The following is a 13,495-nucleotide window of genomic DNA, read 5'->3' on the forward strand; positions in this document are numbered from 1 at the left end:
CGGCTTATTCTGCATTTTATTCACTTTACGGAAGGATCCTGCGATCACGTAGATTTCTGAAAATATTCATAAACATAGCCTCAGTGTCAATGAATTCATGAAATCCGAAGCGGCGAGCTTTGGAACCATCGGCGAAGAAGTCATAATCCCACGAGAAGACAAAATCACCAAATGCCCAGGAAGAGACATCATCATAAGGGGTATTGACCAAATCATATTTATCAATCATGGACTTCCAAAGATCTTCTTTATCTACCATCACTGTTGCTAGTGAGAGGGGGAGTGGCGGAGCGGTTTCCAATTCAAAAAATGCAGCGATTCGGGGCCATAGCTCATTCCAGCGAAACAGATCGCCATTGGTGATATTAAATGCCTGATTGGCACAGCGAGGTTCGGTTGCCGCCCATACGGTTGCATGAGCCAGCAATGTTGCATCCGTCATCTCAAGAAGCGAATGATACGCTCCCGGTTTCCCAGGGAATCGAAGTGGCAAGCCAAGCTCCTTGGAGATCGCCGCATATACGCCAATAACCATGGCAAGATTCATTGGGTTGCCCAGGGCAAATCCACACACCACAGATGGGCGCAGGGCTGACCAAGTCCAGCTACTTCCGAGTTGCCGATCCTCGAGAAACTGTTGCTGATCGACATTGAATTCAGGGGGCATATGATATGCGTCCGTTTCTTTGGCAGGTGTTTTGAATGGACCCAGATGTGCACCGTACACTTTATAACCTTGCATTAGACTAATATGTTGGAGATTTGGAGCGATCGGTTCGATGGTATTCACCACATTGATGAGCATCGCCAAGTTGGGTTGTACCAATTCGGCCCAGGTTGGGCGATCCTGATACGCGGCGTAGAAAATATGCGTAACGGTCGTTAAATGACTCAGTTTGTCTTGTGTGTCTGCTTCGTTCAATAAATCAGCTGATATATAACGTAACCTGGGGGCATCTTCCCCTCCGCGGCGGGATACACCAATGACATTCCACTCGGGAAGTGTCGTCAGATAATCAATTAGGTTTCTTCCAATGACACCTCCAGCACCGATGACAAGCGCTGTATAACGGGTAACCAATTGTTCGGTTTTCAATGGACATGCTCCTCTCTTCTTCTGTACATATTGTGGGTCAGAAAAAGAAAGATGAGAAGTACGCACCTCAAAGTCATATACGTACTTTGAAGTAATATATGAGCCTGGAGCAGGATATGAGCGTTAGAAACAGCACTGCATTGGAAGTTACTTGGGATGTTACTTGCCAACAACCACAAGAAGCTGTAAAAGGAACAATCGTCCTTTCACAGCTTAGATGTGTCTGTATATTCATCCAATAGATCTGATGTTAATAGGGTTACGCCGGGTACCCGCCTCCTGGTGGTGGCCATGCGCCGTAGAAACGACGAAGCAGAACAATTTCACCCAGGTGGTACGAGTTATGGGAAGCGATATTGCGCAGAAGTCCTGCTTTGGTCTCCCCGGGGAAATAGGGGAGTGACTCATCTAATTGCGCTGTTTCTGCAATGGCTACGGCTTGATCAATCCCATTCAGGAATGCCTGAATATCTGCCTTCCACGCAGCCTCGTCCTGTGGGCCTTTCTCTTCAGGCCAGCTCTCACTCACGTTAGCAGGGAGCTGTGGCTTGCGTCCTTCCAAGTGTTCGAGCATGAATTGCTGCCAATAATGCATATGCTTCACCAACTGATAGATCGTGTATGGCATGGCCTCGTGTGTACGAGCAGCAAGTGTGACATCGATATCGGGTAGAGCATGAGCGATGCGGATATGACCGCGTTCCCCCACTAATGATTTGACAAGGGCTTGCCCAAAGTTATGATTTGCATCTGACATAAGTTACCTTCCTCTCTTTCAAGACCTGATCTGTTAGATCGTCTTCTGTTAAATATTATACAATTAAATTGTTAGAAATTAAAATTTGGAAACAAGAACCTAAATACTTAAAATGCCTATGATATAATAGTGAAAATAAATCTCAAGACCTCAGGGTCGAGGAGGAAGAAGCTCCGGTGAAAGTGATATTGGTTGACGACGAACGTCTAGCGTTGATAGGCCTTCAAAAATCACTAGAAAAAGAAGTAAACGGCATCCAAATTATTGCTACATATATGAACCCAACAGAGGCGATGGCAGGGATTGTGGAGCACCGACCCGATGTTGTATTTCTGGATATCCATATGCCAGAGATGGATGGTATGGATCTGGGAAGACAGATTCAGGCGGCAACACCGGGCACCGAAATTATATTTGTGACCAGTTACGATCAGTATGCGGTGCATGCTTTTGAACTGCAAGCTTTGGACTATGTGATGAAGCCCATCCAAAAAGATCGATTGAAGCAGACCGTGATCCGCGTAAGAGAGAAACTGAACGTAAAACGTGAGCAGCGGTCAAAGGATACAAACGTACCTTTCATTTGCTGTTTTAATCAGATTCAGTTTAAGCTTCCAGGAAAGGAGATCCAGGTTGCCAAATGGCGCACAAGCAAAGCGCAGGAGCTGTTTGCATACTTGCTTCACCATCGGAACCAGGTCATACATCGCAGTACGCTGCTGGAGCTTCTGTGGCCGGGAATGGAAGAGGAGAAGACGGCACACCAACTCTACACGACGATGTATCATGTCCGCCAAACCCTGAAAACTTGCCATATGGATATGATTACGATTCAAAGTGGACACCTGGAGGCAGGTTATCGACTCGAATTGGGTGAGGCTCAGTTGGATAGTGAACAGTGGGAACGGGAAATCAGGCAATGGAAAACCGTAGACGCAAGTACCGTTCAAGCTTATGAGCAAGCGCTTCATTTATATAAGGGTACCTATCTTGGCAATTATGAATACATGTGGGCCGAACCTGAGCGGGAAAGATTACGCTATCTGTGGCTGTATCATATGAGACAACTAAGTCTGTATTACCAGCAGCATGGGCTGGCGGAGAAAGTGATTGAGAGTACACGACGTATTCAGCATATGCTTCCGGATGAGGAAGAAAGTTATTTTATTCTAATGAAGTTATATGATGAAATGCACAACGATCTCGGTGTGGAGGAGCAGTATCGTCTCTTAACCACCAGAATGGAGCAAGATTTGGAGATACCGATTAGTGAAGAGGTTCGAGAATGGTACAGGAACTGGAAGCTCGGTTTGATCAAGTCAGGGCAACGTAACCAATGAATGTACGACATACAAATCCCGTGAGACGATTCAAATATGTGCTGATCCTGTCGATCATTTTAGCAGCATTGTTCGGCATGCGCTGGGTCTGGTCGCAATTCTTCCCTACCTTGGACAATTATCACGCTGTGAATGGTGTAGTTGATTTGCGAGGTGTCGATCTGGAGCAAGTCCCGGTCATGTATCTGAACGGAGAGTGGGAACTATATTCGAATGAATTACTGACTAGCAAGGATACTGTGCATAGGGGAGGAATGCAGGCGGCGGATGTGGTCCAGGTTCCGGGAGATTGGAAAAATGCCGAGAACCGCGATCAGGGGAGTTCACTTGGATATGCCACATATCGATTGCGTGTGTTGACGGATCCGCTTCAGGTACCTGTGACCTTCTGGTTCAGAAACATTCGAAGCTCATCCGAGATTGAACTCAATGGGAATATCGTGGGTGGCATGGGGAAAGTATCGGAGGATGCCGATACCTATGAACCGAGAAGTAACTCCTATACAGCAACCTACGAAGATGAAGGTGCTACAGAGATTGAATTACTCATTCGTGTAGCCAATTATGATAGCCCGTACATAGGAGGGATCGGTAAACCCGTTCGCTTCGGTTCCCAGGCGGCGGTTGATTACGCACGTTGGTACTCCATTGGTTTTCAACTGGCCATTTTTCTCGTTTTACTCCTTCATGGCATGTATGCTTGCATTCTGTTTGTATTCAATCCCCAGGAGCGCGCCTTACTCGTCGCAGCCATATTAACCTTATCTGTGTGCATGGTGGTTATGCTCGGTCATGATAACATTCTGATGTTATGGCTCCCGATAAACTATACGTGGGGGATCAAGCTTCGTCTGATTGGTCTGCTGCTGCAAAATGCGTGTATTCTGCTGTTGTTCCAAAGGTTGACCTTGGTACATATACAACCAAAGATTCTTCAATTAGGTGTTGTCACGACAATAGCTTATATTGCTGTTATTCTGGCAGTGCCCATTCACGTTGTCTATGCCATGGTTCATTACGCTTTCATCGACATATTCTTTCTCGTCTCTTCTCTCTGTTTTCTGTACATTGTGGGTGTCATGCTGTTCAGGAAACAGGCTGATCGGGATATGGTCTTTCTACTCCTGACCGCTGGAGGCATCATATCCAATATGTTGTGGAGTACAGGTGAGACATCGAAAGATGTGACAACCGTCTATTATCCCATTGATATCATCTTTGCCATTACCGGCTTCTCCGCCTATTGGTTCAAGAAATACTTCAGGAATGCCAGGGAGAATATGAAGCTGAATACAGAACTGCAGAAGGCTGACAAAATTAAAGATCAGTTCTTGGCGAATACATCCCATGAACTGCGGACCCCGCTGCACGGGATCATTAATATCGCTCACAACGTGGTCACCCGGGAGAAGAGCAGATTGGATGAACGGAGCCTGGAGGATATGGAGTTGCTGATTACCATCGGTCGACGAATGTCCCATCTTCTTGGTGATCTGCTGGATGTAGTTCGGTTGAAGGAACACCGCATTGTGTTACGTCAGGTTCCTCTTTCCATACAATCGGTTGTGCCTGGCATTATCGCCATGCTGCAATTCATGGCAGAACGCAAACCGGTCCGCCTTCAGATGGAGATACCGGACTCGTTCCCATTGGTCATGGCTGATGAAGAAAGGCTCGTTCAGATTTTGTACAATCTGCTTCATAACGCGCTTAAACATACAGAGGAAGGCACGATATCCGTAAGTGCCGACATTCATGAAGGACATGCTCTGATTCATGTGACGGATACAGGCATTGGCATGGACGAGGACACGCGGATGCGCATTTTCCTTCCGTATGAACAAGGGTCGTATGGAATCAGTGATGGACAAGGCATCGGGCTTGGACTGAACATCTGCAAAGAGCTCGTCGAATTGCACGGCGGGGCGCTAACGGTTCACTCGGAACCTGGAAAGGGCTCGGTATTCAGCTTCGATCTGCCGCTCGCGAATGAAACCACCCATCAGGTTCAGCCACAACTTCCCCTAATCTGGGAACAGGCCGCGGAGATGATGGAAGACGCACCTAGCGGATTCCTGTTACCTCGCTCAGGTATGGGGGATGCGGAAGCCCTGGCGGCGTCGGAGATGGCTCCGTTGTTAAAAGAGGGGAAAGCCAACATTCTGGCTGTAGATGATGATCCGGTGAATCTGGATGTGCTGGTCAGCATTCTTTCGAATGAACCCTACACCATAACTACGGCCCGGTCGGGCCAGGAAGCCATGGAACTGCTGGGCACACGCCAGTGGGATCTGCTCATTACGGATGTGATGATGCCCCATATGTCCGGATATGAATTAACCCAGAAGGTGCGGGAACAATTCTCCATGTCAGAGCTTCCCGTGTTATTGTTAACGGCACGCAGCCAGCCACCGGACATATATACCGGTTTTGCATCGGGGGCAAATGATTATGTCACGAAGCCTGTAGATGCGTTGGAGCTAAAATATCGGATACGTGCATTGACCATGTTGAATCAGTCCATTCAAGAGCGCTTACGCATGGAAGCCGCTTATTTGCAGGCTCAGATCCAGCCCCACTTCCTGTTCAATACACTGAATTCACTTATGGTCCTGAGTGACATTGATACAGAGCATATGCGGAAGCTTGGTGAAGCTTTTTCCTCCTATTTACGGATCAGCTTCAATTATCTCAATACAGGGGAACTGGTGAAATTATCATACGAGCTGGAACTCGTGGAAGCCTATCTTTTTATTGAGAAAACAAGATTTGAAGATCGATTGTCGGTGGTATTAAACGTAGAGCCGGATCTTCCGTTACTTCTCCCACCGTTATCGATTCAGCCCTTGATCGAAAATGCCGTAAGACACGGGTTATTAAGCCGTAATGTGGGTGGCACAGTATGCCTGTCCATTACTCGCCATGAGGGTTATACCCGTATTGAGGTGAAAGATAATGGCAAAGGCATGGAACCGGAGAAGGTTGCAGAGCTGCTACATGCTACGCCAGGTGGAAAAGGCGGAATAGGCATTGTGAATACAAACCGCAGATTGTTGCAACGGTATGGTCAGGGATTATCAATTGTAAGTGAGCCGGGTGAGGGCACGATGGTATCATTTGATATTCCGGACGAGGTATAGGGAAAAGGCCGCAGAAGTGAAGACTTCCGGCCTTTTTGTGTTGCCTGGATGTTCATTCCCTAATTTTATTTATTTCTAATGCATCTTTCATATGTTAGTATATTTAACATTAGAAGCGCGGATTCCGGCATTGAGCGCTAAACGTTGGTATAGTGGGTGAAGAGATCAATGCGCAATTGGGTTAAAAATGAGAATGTGCAGATGACGGCCATTGCCTTTGCCACAGCGGTAGGGGCACAATTCAAGATAAATCCGTTCCGGGAAGATTACTTCCGAATCGGGCTGGGGGTCAGCATTCTTTTATTTCTGCTGATGATCATGCCACACCTGTCTTATGTGAAGACAGGAATCCTGACAGGTATCGCAAGTTTCCTGTTTCAGTCGGCAGATCTCATCAGTCATGTACAGACCGTCTCCATACTGGAAAGCATGCGGGACAACCTGGGGGCAGGCGTGTATTATGTGGTCTTTGCCTATGGGCTTAGCAAGTTCAAGCATCGATTCCATGAAATGCAGCCTCTTTTGCTCGGCGGGCTGATTACATGTATCGATTTCTCCTCTAATCTTGTGGAGCTGCTTCTTCGCGGCATGTTAAGCGGGACCAATATCTTTTATATGAAGGAATGGTTGTATCTGCTTGTGGTGGGCGGCCTGCGAAGTTACTTTGTGATTGGGCTCTACAACAGCTTTGCAGTGAGACAGATGCGGCTCTTACATGCAGAGCAGGAGAAGCGGATGGAGCAGATGCTGAGTGTGAACTCGGGTCTGTATGGTGAAGTCTTTTACCTGAAGAAAGCAATGAATACCATCGAAGGTATTACGGCAGACAGCTATGATCTATATCGAGATCTCCGGGAGCAGGACATGAACCAATACAGTCAGCGTACACTGGGCATTGCACAGCAGATTCATGAAGTGAAGAAGGATTCACAGCGTATTCTCGCGGGTCTGCTGAAATTGTATGATAACGAAAAAGCGGTCAACATGAGCTTGTCCGAAGTGCTGAACTTTGCCAGCAAAGCCAACCGAAAATATAGCGAAATGTTGCATAAGCAGGTGGAGATCGACATCGAGCAACAGTATGATTGTGAGTCTCCGTATTACATTCCTCTTCTAACGGTAATGAACAACCTGATTGCCAATGCGGTAGAGGCGATTGAGCATGATGGGACGGTCCGAATTCGTGTGTATGAGCAGGAAGATGACGTGCATTTGGTCGTGATGGATACTGGGAAAGGCATACCCGAAGCCAAACGGGATGTGATCTTCGAACCGGGCTACACAACGAAGTTTAATGAAGTCGGCATTGCCGCAACAGGTATTGGTCTGTCCCATGTACGTGATATCGTCCAGTCGTTGGAGGGAAGCATCAAGGTTGAATCTGCACCTCCGGGAGCGAAAGGTACTCTATTTGCTATAACTATTCCCAAAATGAATCTAATCAAGGGGGGCGATGCCGATGACACTTTCTATCATGATCGTGGATGATGATGTGGTAAGCCGAAGCATGCTGCATGATATCATTGAATCCTGTGGAATCGGCGAGCTTGCAGGCATGGCAGAGGGCGGCATAGAAGGAGCGCGGATGATCATGGATCTGCGCCCCGATGTGGTGCTGATTGATCTGCTGATGCCGGATCAGGACGGAATTGAGACGGTTGCGAAACTAAAGCACAGCGGATATACCGGCAAATTCATCATGATCTCTCAGGTGGAGAACAAAGAGATGGTCGGAGCGGCCTACCAGAACGGGATTGAATTCTTTATTCATAAACCGATTAATCGGGTGGAAGTGGAGCATGTGCTCAGCAAAGTGAATGAACAGTGGAAGTATGAACGCTACGTCCTGGAGATCAAGCAGTCGATGGCCCGATTGAATCTGGTGGAAGCCCAAGCCCCTGTCCAAGGTCGTACGGTACGGGATGCGGCGAGAAGCATTCTGATGGATCTGGGGATTATCGGGGAAAGTGGCAGCAAGGATATTGTGGCGCTTATGGAGTATGCGATTGATCAGAAGCGCGCCGGAGAGTGGCCGCCATTGAAGGAGTCGTATGAAGCGGTGGCCCGGACATACAAGTCTACACCCAAGGACGTGGAGAAAGAGAGCAAGGCGATGGAACAACGCATCCGTAGAACGGTAATTGCCGCGTTAACGAACATGGCCTCGATTGGACTCACCGACTATAGCAACCACAAGTTTGAGCATTATGCCCCCCTCTACTTCGACTTCCAGGATGTTCGAATGAAGATGAGAGCGATGGAAGAAGATCAGGCAGGCGACAAAGGCAAGGTTAATATCAAAAAGTTTCTGCATGTGTTCTATATGGAGACGATGGAAAAGATGAATAACTGAATAGCTGAATAATTGATAGTTGAGATATTCCATCTCTTAACCAAAAGCCGAATTCCCGGAAGCAACAGTTCATGGGTGTTCGGTTTTTTTGTGTTTCCACACTGTAATTTGTCATATAACATGACATAAATTAATCAAAACGGATGTTTTATTAGCATTTTATGCCCTTTTATCGATCAAAAATCATTATATGTTAATTTAATTTTCATCAATTGTAATTATTTTATGTAGGATCATGTAGGTTGGCGTAGGGAGCAAACTAGAATACGTATATAAATACAAATGGTCGATTCGGTCGATCCCAATCTAATTCGGAAAAGGGGTTTTTCTATGAAAAAGGTAGCATCCATTGTAATGGCGTCCGTTCTTGCTCTAACACTTAGTGCCTGCGGTGCAGCGAAATCGGGTGAAGAGAATAGTGCTCAGTCGGCAAGTGGTTCAGCTGTTGAGAAATACACATTTGGTACCGATGCAACGTATCCCCCTTTTGAGTTCCAGAAGGACGGCAAATATGTAGGGATCGATATTGACCTCATGAACGCGATTGCGGAAGAAGAGGGCTTCGAAGTAGAGATCAAACCGATGGACTTCAAAGGCATTATTCCTGCCATTACGGCAAATCAGTTGGACGGAGCCATTGCAGGCATTAGCATTACGGACGAACGTAAAAAAGTTGTGGACTTCTCGGACCCGTACTATCAGGCCGGTCTGTCCTTAATCGTACATGAAGATAACACGGACATCCAAAGTCCTCAAGATTTAAAAGGAAAAACGATTGCGATTAAAAAAGGAACCTCAGGTGCCAATCTTGCAGATGAATATGCAAAAACCTATGGTGCGACCGTGAAATATTTTGATGACAGTCCATCGATGTATCAGGAAGTCGCGAACAAAAACGCAGATGCTACGCTGGAGGATTTCCCGGTCATCTCCTATAAGATTGCCATTGATCCTAACGCGAAGCTCAACATTGTTGGAGACCGATTGAACGGTGACTTCTATGGTATTGCTGTTGCCAAAGGTGATGCCGAGTTGCAGAAGAAGATCAATGATGGACTGAAGAAATTGCAGGAAAACGGAAAGTACGACGAGATTGTCAGCAAGTATCTGGGAGAAGCGGCTAAATAGAAGGGAATGTGGTACGGATGGACTCCTCCTTGCAAGTCATAATAGACGCACTGCCTCTTCTGTTAGAGGGTACAGTCGTGACGTTGAAACTAGTCGTGATCTCGCTCATCATTGCGATGGTGATCGGATTGATCTCAGGTCTGATGAGTACTTCCTTGAATCGATTGTTACGGCTGGTAGCCACACTTTACGTGGATATCATCCGTGGTACACCCCTTCTGGTGCAGGTATATTTTATCTACTTCGGACTACCGGTGTTCCTGGATATGCGCATTCCGGCGATGACCGCAGGTATTATTGCGATTAGTCTGAATGCCGGAGCCTACATCTCGGAGATTTTCCGAGCGGGTATTAATTCCATTAGCAACGGGCAGCATGAGGCGGCACGATCCCTGGGCTTATCTCGTTTTCAGACGATGAGACTGGTCGTATTGCCTCAAGCAACGCGGCGCATGATCCCTACCTTTGTGAACCAATTCATTATTACGATTAAGGATACATCGCTGTTGTCTGCGATCGGTATCGCAGAATTAACGCAGAGCGGGGAGATTATTATTTCCTCCAACTTCCGGGCATTCGAAATCTGGGGTGTGGTGGGCATATTCTATCTGATCATCATTGTGCTGTTGTCCCGGGCTTCCCGGTTCATTGAGAGGAGGTATGCAATCCGATGATTACCGTAGAGAATCTGAAAAAGCAGTTTGGTGCCAATGAGGTATTGAAGGATATCTCAACAACGATTCAGGAGAAAGAAGTCGTATGTGTCATCGGACCTTCCGGGTCAGGTAAAAGTACGTTTTTACGCTGTCTCAATCTGCTGGAGGGTGTGACATCTGGAAAGGTGATCATCGGCGGTGTCGAGGTGACTTCGCCCAAGACGGATATCGATCAGCTGCGAACCAATGTGGGCATGGTGTTCCAGCAGTTCAACCTTTTCCCGCATCTGACTGTGTTGGAGAATATCATGCTCGCGCCGAAGCATATCAAGAAACTGAATAAGGCCGAGAATGAGAAAAAGTCAATGGAACTGCTCGGCAAGGTCGGGCTGTCTCAGAAGAGGGATGCTTATCCCGAGCAGTTGTCAGGTGGCCAACAACAGCGTGTAGCCATCGCACGTGCACTCGCCATGAACCCCAGTGTGATGTTGTTTGATGAACCTACGTCTGCATTGGACCCGGAGATGGTTGGAGAAGTACTGCAAGTCATGAAGGACCTCGCTCATGAGGGGATTACGATGATTGTGGTTACGCATGAGATGGGCTTCGCCCGTGAAGTGGCGGACAGAGTGATCTTTATGGACGGCGGATATATTGTAGAAGAAGGCACGCCTGAAGAACTCTTTCAGAATACCCGGCATGAGCGGACCAAGGCGTTTCTGGGTAAGGTTTTATAACGATATTGGAACAACATAAGAACTTGAAGAATCCCCTATGGGCAGACGTTGGTTTTAGCACATCTATTGTGATGGACTTAAACGTGGTTTGCTTGCAGGGGATTTTTCGCGAATTGAAGGAGCGGGGCCTGCTGAGATAGGGGGAAAAGGTCATTTTGCTTGACTTCATAGAACAGGTAGGTTAAAATTCATTAATTGAAAATGATTATCAATGAGAAATGAGACATCCGAGTGAAGAAGCAAACAGGAACTCCTCTTCGTTTCACGCTGATCCTACTTTCAGCAAGTGTGTTATTGTTATTCTCCATGTTCATAGCAATTTCTATGGGCGCAAAATCGTTAACCCTCCATACTGTGTGGGATGCAGTCTTTAACTATAACCGTAGTCTGAGTACCCATCAGATCATTCAGGTAATTCGTCTGCCCCGAGTGCTCGCTGCCGCTGTGGTTGGAGCCGCATTTGCCGTAGCAGGTGCTCTGATGCAGGGAGTTACCCGTAATCCTCTTGCTGATGTTGGTGTGCTTGGAATCAATGCGGGTGCCATGTTTGTGGTTGCGCTAAGCTTTGTCTTTTTACCGCAACTTCCGTTCTCTGTGTTAATGTTACTGTCGTTCACGGGTGCTGTTCTAAGCACGCTGCTCATCTATCTATTGGGTTCCGGTTCTCCGGGTGGATTAACACCTATGAAGCTGACTTTAGCAGGTACCGTTGTTGCGGCCTTGCTGCATTCGTTAACTTCAGGGATTGCGATTTATTTTGAACTCAGTCAGGATCTGGCGTTCTGGTATGCTGGCGGGGTAGCTGGGGTAGCGTGGGAGCAGCTTCGTATCGTGTTGCCGGTTATTCTGATTGCGATAATTCTCTCCATAACCTTGGGCAGATCCATTTCGGTTATGGCCTTGGGCGAAGAGGTTGCATCCAATCTGGGCATCCGCATAACAAGAGTTCGTTTGTATGCCATCACGATTGCATTAGTATTGGCTGGAGTATCCGTTTCAGCTGTAGGTTCAATTGCCTTTGTGGGACTGGTTATTCCGCATATTGCAAGAAAGCTTGTAGGGGTGAATTATACATATGTTATTCCGCTTTCGGCGGTGCTGGGAAGTGTATTGCTTGTTCTGGCTGACTTTGGCGCAAGAGTTGCTGATCCTCCGAAGGAACTGGCCGTTGGTGTTATTGTCGCCCTGATCGGTGTACCTTTCTTCCTCTATGTTGCGCGAAAGGAACAGCGGAATTTATGAAAAACAAAGCAAATAATCGGTACCAACGTACGCTTTTAACAGGGGGAATTCTGGTCTTTATCGTATTTGCCTCCATTGCGATTGGACTGAGTACAGGCTCAATGCAGATTGCACTACCTGATCTCGTTCTGACACTGCTGGGTAAAGGTACGGATATGCATCACATGGTGCTCTTTGATTATCGTTTACCTCGTATATTTATTACAATGCTTGCAGGAATGGGGCTCGGTATTGCAGGGGCTATGCTGCAAGGTATCACCCGTAATGCCTTGGCAGACCCAGGGATTCTCGGGATTCACGCTGGAGCGTCCTTTGGTTTGTTAATCTATGTAACCTTTTTTCAGTCATTAAATACCCTTCCCGTACTTATGATTCCCATGTTTACTTTTGTGGGAGGGGTACTGGCGGCAGCCCTTATCATTCTGTTCGTATGGGATCGGCAAAAGGGATTCATACCCGCTCGTTTAATTCTGATCGGGATTGCTGTAGCGGCAGGATTTAATGCAGCAAGTCTTTATTTATCTTTGCAACTGGATGAAAAGACGTATTCGTTTACTGCAAGTTGGCTGCTAGGGAACATTTGGGGAAGAGACTGGATTAACGTTTATGCCATGCTACCCTGGATGATTTTGCTCATACCACTGGCTTGGGCCAAGAGTAGAAGCTTAAATGCTCTGGCGCTTGAGGATTCATCTGCAGTTAGTATTGGTACGCCAGTGGAGAGAGAGCGAATCCAGATTTTATGTATTGCCGTTGCGCTCTCCTCAGTAAGTGTATCTATGGCTGGAGGTATTGGATTTATCGGGCTGGTGGCCCCGCATATGGCACGTAGGCTGGTAGGCCCTGCGTTTCAGTACCTTATCCCGATTTCGGCTCTGCTAGGTATGTTGATTCTTGTTGTAGCGGATACGGTAACGCGTGCTGTTTTTGACCCCAAAGCAATTCCTGCGGGAATTGTAGTGGCTGCTGTAGGTGCTCCCTATTTTTTATATTTACTCCGAAAATCCAATAAAACCAACTAGAATATGCCGAGAGGAAAAAATAAA

11 protein-coding genes are annotated in these 13,495 nt (G+C 47.0%); 9 read left to right on the forward strand and 2 right to left on the reverse strand.

All coding sequences use genetic code 11. The features are described from left to right. Positions 1–25: 25 nt before the first annotated feature. Both ACE3K2_RS24705 and ACE3K2_RS24710 read right to left on the reverse strand, forming a co-directional pair. Positions 26–1,096: an SDR family oxidoreductase gene (locus ACE3K2_RS24705; protein WP_421896225.1), complete on the reverse strand. Its 1,071-nt coding sequence runs from the start codon at positions 1,094–1,096 to the stop codon at positions 26–28. A 259-nt stretch (positions 1,097–1,355) separates the two neighbouring features. Then, positions 1,356–1,853: a DinB family protein gene (locus ACE3K2_RS24710; RefSeq protein ID WP_421896228.1), complete on the reverse strand. Its 498-nt coding sequence runs from the start codon at positions 1,851–1,853 to the stop codon at positions 1,356–1,358. A 176-nt stretch (positions 1,854–2,029) separates the two neighbouring features. Between ACE3K2_RS24710 and ACE3K2_RS24715 the strand changes: the two genes are divergently transcribed. From ACE3K2_RS24715 to ACE3K2_RS24755, 9 genes are all read left to right on the forward strand, one after another. After that, on the forward strand, positions 2,030–3,193 hold the full coding sequence (locus ACE3K2_RS24715) for a response regulator (protein WP_421896231.1): 1,164 nt from the start codon (positions 2,030–2,032) through the stop codon (positions 3,191–3,193). Then, complete coding sequence (locus ACE3K2_RS24720) at positions 3,190–6,333, forward strand: ATP-binding protein (protein ID WP_421896235.1); 3,144 nt, start codon at positions 3,190–3,192, stop codon at positions 6,331–6,333. Before ACE3K2_RS24715 ends, ACE3K2_RS24720 begins: the two co-directional genes overlap by 4 nt. Positions 6,334–6,501: 168 nt before the next feature. Further along, positions 6,502–7,821 carry an ATP-binding protein gene (locus ACE3K2_RS24725; protein WP_421896238.1) on the forward strand — a complete coding sequence of 440 codons (1,320 nt, stop codon included), beginning with the start codon at positions 6,502–6,504 and terminating at the stop codon, positions 7,819–7,821. After that, the gene (locus ACE3K2_RS24730; protein WP_421896241.1) at positions 7,793–8,686 is read left to right on the forward strand and encodes a response regulator; all 894 of its coding nucleotides are present in this window, start codon (positions 7,793–7,795) and stop codon (positions 8,684–8,686) included. Before ACE3K2_RS24725 ends, ACE3K2_RS24730 begins: the two co-directional genes overlap by 29 nt. A 330-nt stretch (positions 8,687–9,016) precedes the next feature. Beyond that, complete coding sequence (locus ACE3K2_RS24735; protein ID WP_421896244.1) at positions 9,017–9,814, forward strand: transporter substrate-binding domain-containing protein; 798 nt, start codon at positions 9,017–9,019, stop codon at positions 9,812–9,814. Positions 9,815–9,831: 17 nt separating this feature from the next. Next, entirely contained in the window at positions 9,832–10,488 is a 657-nt protein-coding gene (locus ACE3K2_RS24740; RefSeq protein WP_249913114.1) for an amino acid ABC transporter permease, read from the forward strand. Further along, complete coding sequence (locus ACE3K2_RS24745; protein WP_421896247.1) at positions 10,485–11,207, forward strand: amino acid ABC transporter ATP-binding protein; 723 nt, start codon at positions 10,485–10,487, stop codon at positions 11,205–11,207. Before ACE3K2_RS24740 ends, ACE3K2_RS24745 begins: the two co-directional genes overlap by 4 nt. Positions 11,208–11,438: 231 nt before the next feature. Next, positions 11,439–12,449 carry a FecCD family ABC transporter permease gene (locus ACE3K2_RS24750; RefSeq protein WP_421896250.1) on the forward strand — a complete coding sequence of 337 codons (1,011 nt, stop codon included), beginning with the start codon at positions 11,439–11,441 and terminating at the stop codon, positions 12,447–12,449. Next, a complete protein-coding gene (locus tag ACE3K2_RS24755; RefSeq protein WP_421896253.1) occupies positions 12,446–13,471 on the forward strand; it encodes a FecCD family ABC transporter permease in 1,026 nt (341 codons plus the stop codon). Before ACE3K2_RS24750 ends, ACE3K2_RS24755 begins: the two co-directional genes overlap by 4 nt. Positions 13,472–13,495 lie beyond the last annotated feature (24 nt).

Source organism: Paenibacillus sp. (assembly GCF_048976745.1).
GTDB lineage: Bacteria > Bacillota > Bacilli > Paenibacillales > Paenibacillaceae > Paenibacillus.

Coding starts and splice junctions, on each gene's coding strand:
- ACE3K2_RS24740 (WP_249913114.1), top strand. CDS start 9,832: ATGGACTCCTCCTTGCAAGTCATAATAGACGCACTGCCTCTTCTGTTA.
- ACE3K2_RS24720 (WP_421896235.1), top strand. CDS start 3,190: ATGAATGTACGACATACAAATCCCGTGAGACGATTCAAATATGTGCTG.
- ACE3K2_RS24745 (WP_421896247.1), top strand. CDS start 10,485: ATGATTACCGTAGAGAATCTGAAAAAGCAGTTTGGTGCCAATGAGGTA.
- ACE3K2_RS24735 (WP_421896244.1), top strand. CDS start 9,017: ATGAAAAAGGTAGCATCCATTGTAATGGCGTCCGTTCTTGCTCTAACA.
- ACE3K2_RS24710 (WP_421896228.1), bottom strand. CDS start 1,853: ATGTCAGATGCAAATCATAACTTTGGGCAAGCCCTTGTCAAATCATTA.
- ACE3K2_RS24730 (WP_421896241.1), top strand. CDS start 7,793: ATGACACTTTCTATCATGATCGTGGATGATGATGTGGTAAGCCGAAGC.
- ACE3K2_RS24755 (WP_421896253.1), top strand. CDS start 12,446: ATGAAAAACAAAGCAAATAATCGGTACCAACGTACGCTTTTAACAGGG.
- ACE3K2_RS24725 (WP_421896238.1), top strand. CDS start 6,502: ATGCGCAATTGGGTTAAAAATGAGAATGTGCAGATGACGGCCATTGCC.